A 3,968-nucleotide genomic window follows, 5' to 3' on the forward strand; every position below is an offset into this window, starting at 1 on the left:
CCCGCCTCTGCGGCGAAGTCCCCCGCATCCACCACGCCGCCGCCGGCCCCGCCCTCGCGATGCCGGCCGGCAGGGCTCCCGAGATGGACGTCTTCTGATGCGCTGGCAGCCCGCAAACGATGATGACGTGGTCGCCGGCGTCCCCGCCCGCTTCGTTGCCGCCCCCACCTGCACCGCCGAGGCCGCCGCCGTCCTTGCCGCAGCCGCCGCCGAGAACCTGGCCGTTGTCGTTCGCGGCGGCGCCACCAAGCTCGACTGGGGCATGCCCCCGCGCCGTCTCGACCTGATCGTCGACACGAACCGGCTCACCGGCGTTGTCGAGCACGCGGCCGGCGACCTCATCACCGTGCTCCGCGCCGGCACACCCGTGGAAGATCTGCGGTTCGGCGCCCAGCAGCTCGCCTTGGACCTGCCGCTGCCCGGCGCAAGCGTCGGCGGGACGGTTGCCGTCAACACCTCGGGGCCTCGCCGGATGCTCTACGGCACCGCCCGTGACCTGCTCATCGGCATCACGGTGGTGCGGCCCGACGGCACCATCGCGCGGGCGGGCGGCAAGGTCGTGAAGAACGTCGCCGGGTACGACCTCGGCAAACTGTTCACCGGCTCCTACGGCACCCTCGGGCTCATCACCGAGTGTGTCTTCCGCCTGCACCCCGTGCCCCGCACGCAGGCCGTGGTGCTGGCCCGAGTGCCGCCCGCCGACCTGCCCGACCGGCTCGCCGCGATCCGGGGTGAGCAGCTTGTCCCGTCCGCCGTGGAGATCAACCGTCCGGCGCAGGGTCTGATCGAGCTGGCGGTGCTCATCGAGGGCACCCCCGAAGGCGTGCACGACCGCGCCGCCCGCCTCGAGAAGCTCCTCGCCGGCGTGGTGTCAGCGGAGCCGCCCGCCTGGTTCGCCCGCTACCCGTTGCCCGGCGACGGCATCGGCGTGAAGGTAACCGTGCCCCTGACCGCGGTGCCCCTGCTGGACGCTGCCGTGCGAGGCTCGGCCGGCACCGGCGTCCTGTACGCCCACGCCCCGGACCGGCTCGCGGTGGACCACCTGCGCACCGTGGCCACCCGCGCCGGCGGTCACGCGGTTGTCCTGACCGCGCCGGCTGCCGTGCGCACATCACTGGACATGTGGGGACCCGTGCCCGGCATCGAACTCATGCGCCGGGTCAAGGGCCAGTTCGATCCGGCGTACCGCTTCGCCCCGGGCCGCTTCGCGGGAGGCATCTGATGACCAGCACCCCCGAAGACCCACAGCCAAGCGCCAGCACCGCGCCAAGCGTCCCGCCAAACGCCGGCTTTCAAGCCGGCGACGGCCGGGCCCCGCGGCCGGACGGCAGCCGCGGCCCCACCCGCGACATCGGCGCTCCCGCGACGGGCGGCCTGATCGACGTGCCGCGGGACGTGCTCGGGCCGGTGGCGGCCTTCGACGGGGAGCGGCCGCCACGCCGGGAGATCATCGACGATTGCGTGCACTGCGGGTTCTGTCTTTCCACGTGCCCCACCTACGTGTTGTGGGGTGAGGAGATGGACTCGCCGCGCGGGCGGATCCATCTGATGAAGCAAGGCCTGGAGGGCGAGCCGATGAGCGCCTCGCTGGTGCAGCACGTGGACCGCTGCCTGGGCTGCATGTCATGTGTCACCGCGTGCCCGTCCGGGGTGCGCTACGACCGGTTGATCGAGGACACCCGGGGCCAGGTCGAACGGCGCTTTGATCGTACGGCCAGAGATCGTGCTCTGCGGTCCTTGATCTTCGCCTTGTTCCCCTATCCGCGGCGGCTGAAGGTGCTGCGCGGGCCGTTGCGGGCCTATCAGCGCAGCGGGCTGCAGCGGCTGGTGGCGCGTTCCGGGCTGCTCGAACGTCTCGCGCCGAGCCTGGCCACGCTTGATGCGCTCGCACCGCGGCTGCGCACGGTGCCCCCGCCGCCCCGGCTGATTCCGGCCCGAGGGACCCGGCGCGCGGTGGTGGGCGTGCTCACCGGCTGCGTGCAGAGCGCGTTCTTTCCCGACGTCAACGCCGCGACGATCCGGGTGCTGGCCGCCGAGGGCTGCGACGTGATCGTGCCGCGGGCACAGGGGTGCTGCGGCGCGCTGAGCGTCCACAACGGACGGCTGGCCGAGGCGCAGGCATTCGCGCGGCGGATCATTGACACCTTCGACCGGGCCGGCGTGGACCATGTGGTTGTCAATGCGGCAGGGTGCGGTTCGTCGATGAAGGAGTACGCCGATCTGCTGCCCGGCGATCAGCGGGCCGCCGCCTTCGCCGCTCGCGTGCGGGACCTGTCGGAGATCCTGGTGGAGCTGGGCCCGGCGGCCGTCCGGCACCCCTTGCCGGTGACGGTGGCCTATCACGACGCGTGTCACCTCGCGCACGCTCAGGGGGTCCGGGAGCAGCCCCGTTCCCTGCTCGCCCAGGTCCCCGAGCTGACGGTCCGGGAGATCGGGGATCCGGAGATCTGCTGCGGCTCGGCCGGCGTGTGGAACGTGCTGGACCCGGAACCCGCGGCGGCGCTGGGCGAACGCAAGGCCCGCACGGTTCTCGACACCGGCGCGGCGCTGCTGGTCACGGCCAACCCGGGGTGCCTCATGCAGATCAGCACGGCGGCCCGGCGGCTCGGGCGCTCGCTGCCGGTGGCGCACACCGCGGCCGTCCTCGACGCCTCACTGCGCGGCTTGCCACCCCAGAGCCTGCTCGGCAAACCCGGGAGGTGAAACCGAGAGCGTTTCCGGAGAACTTCACGCCGTTCTGACAGGGCTGCGACCATGATGACGAACCATGTCGATCTTGCGAGGCCTGGCGGCTACCGTGACCGCGGCGGCACTGCTGGTGACGGCCGGGTGCGGGTCCGGGTCCCGCACGCCCACGCTCGTGCCGCCGTCCTCCACCGGCTCGCCCGCCCCGGGTGCCGCCTCCCCCAGCGGGCCCGCTGCGCCGCCGGCTCGGCCGCACGTCGCGGGTAAGGGCTGGACCTCGGACGACCTCCCGGTTTTCCACCCCGCGCCGGCTCCCGAGCGGGTCATCCCCGCACCCAAGGACGGCAGGGTCGAGTACGTGCTGCGCGTCCCCACGAACCAGAAGGTCGCCTTCCTGACCATCGACGACGGCTTCCTCAAGCATCCTGAGGCTCCGAAGCTCCTCGCCGCCGCGCACGTACCGGTGACGCTGTTCCTGACCACCGACGCCATCCGCGACGATCCCGGATATTTCCGGCCCCTGATCGAGGCCGGGGCGGTGGTCGAGGCGCACACCATCAGCCACCCGCAGATGCGCGGCATGTCGTACGCCGCCCAGAAGCACCAGATCTGCGGCTCCGCCGACGAACTCGGCCACTGGTACACCCGCCGCCCGGTGCTGTTCCGGCCCCCGTTCGGCGAGAAGGACGACACCACGCTGCGCGCCGCCAAGGACTGCGGGATGAGGGCGGCCTTCATGTGGAAGGAAACCGTCGACAAGGGCAAGGTCCGCTATCAGGGCGAGCACCGCGTGCAGCCGGGCGACGTCATCCTGATGCACTTCCGCAAGGCGTTCGTGCAGGACTTCCTGGCCGCGCTGCGCGCCATGCACAAGGCCGGGCTCACCCCGGCGCTGCTGGAGGACTACGTCCGCTGAGTGATCTACCGCGATGGCCGACGACGGGGCCGAGCCCACAGATCCGCTTCGAAGCACCCGGCCCGCGCTGACGGGGGATTCTCGTCACCGGCGTGCGTAGCGGCCCCCGCACTGGGTAAATGCGTGCGCCATGGAACCGCTGCGGCTGCCGTTCGGGCAGCGTACCGACTACGCCGTCCTGCGGCAGCGCGCTCGGCTCGTGCTCGGTCAATGGCAGCCGGCACCACTGGTCGACGACGCCCTGCTGGTGATCACCGAGCTGGTCGAGAACGTCGTGCAGCACACCGGCAACGGCGGTGAGCTCTCGCTGCCCCGCCGCGCCGACGCCGTCCGCATCGAGGTCTCCGACACCAGCCCCGCCCTGCCC

At 72.2% G+C, this 3,968-nt stretch carries 4 protein-coding genes; all 4 read left to right on the plus strand.

Going from position 1 to position 3,968, the window contains the following annotated elements:
• Positions 1-97 precede the first annotated feature (97 nt).
• On the plus strand, positions 98-1,222 hold the full coding sequence (locus TFC3_RS15570) for an FAD-binding oxidoreductase (RefSeq protein ID WP_067500338.1): 1,125 nt from the start codon (positions 98-100) through the stop codon (positions 1,220-1,222).
• A complete protein-coding gene (locus tag TFC3_RS15575; RefSeq protein WP_236718142.1) occupies positions 1,222-2,703 on the plus strand; it encodes a (Fe-S)-binding protein in 1,482 nt (493 codons plus the stop codon). Before TFC3_RS15570 ends, TFC3_RS15575 begins: the two co-directional genes overlap by 1 nt.
• A 64-nt stretch (positions 2,704-2,767) precedes the next feature.
• Positions 2,768-3,601, plus strand: coding sequence for a polysaccharide deacetylase family protein (locus TFC3_RS15580; protein ID WP_067500340.1), 834 nt, complete (start codon positions 2,768-2,770; stop codon positions 3,599-3,601).
• A 130-nt stretch (positions 3,602-3,731) separates the two neighbouring features.
• The coding region (locus tag TFC3_RS38005) for an ATP-binding protein (RefSeq protein ID WP_161952598.1) at positions 3,732-3,968 on the plus strand (237 nt) is incomplete at its 3' end.

The sequence above is a fragment of the Actinoplanes sp. TFC3 genome (assembly GCF_001553785.1).
In the GTDB taxonomy this organism is placed as follows: domain Bacteria; phylum Actinomycetota; class Actinomycetes; order Mycobacteriales; family Micromonosporaceae; genus Actinoplanes.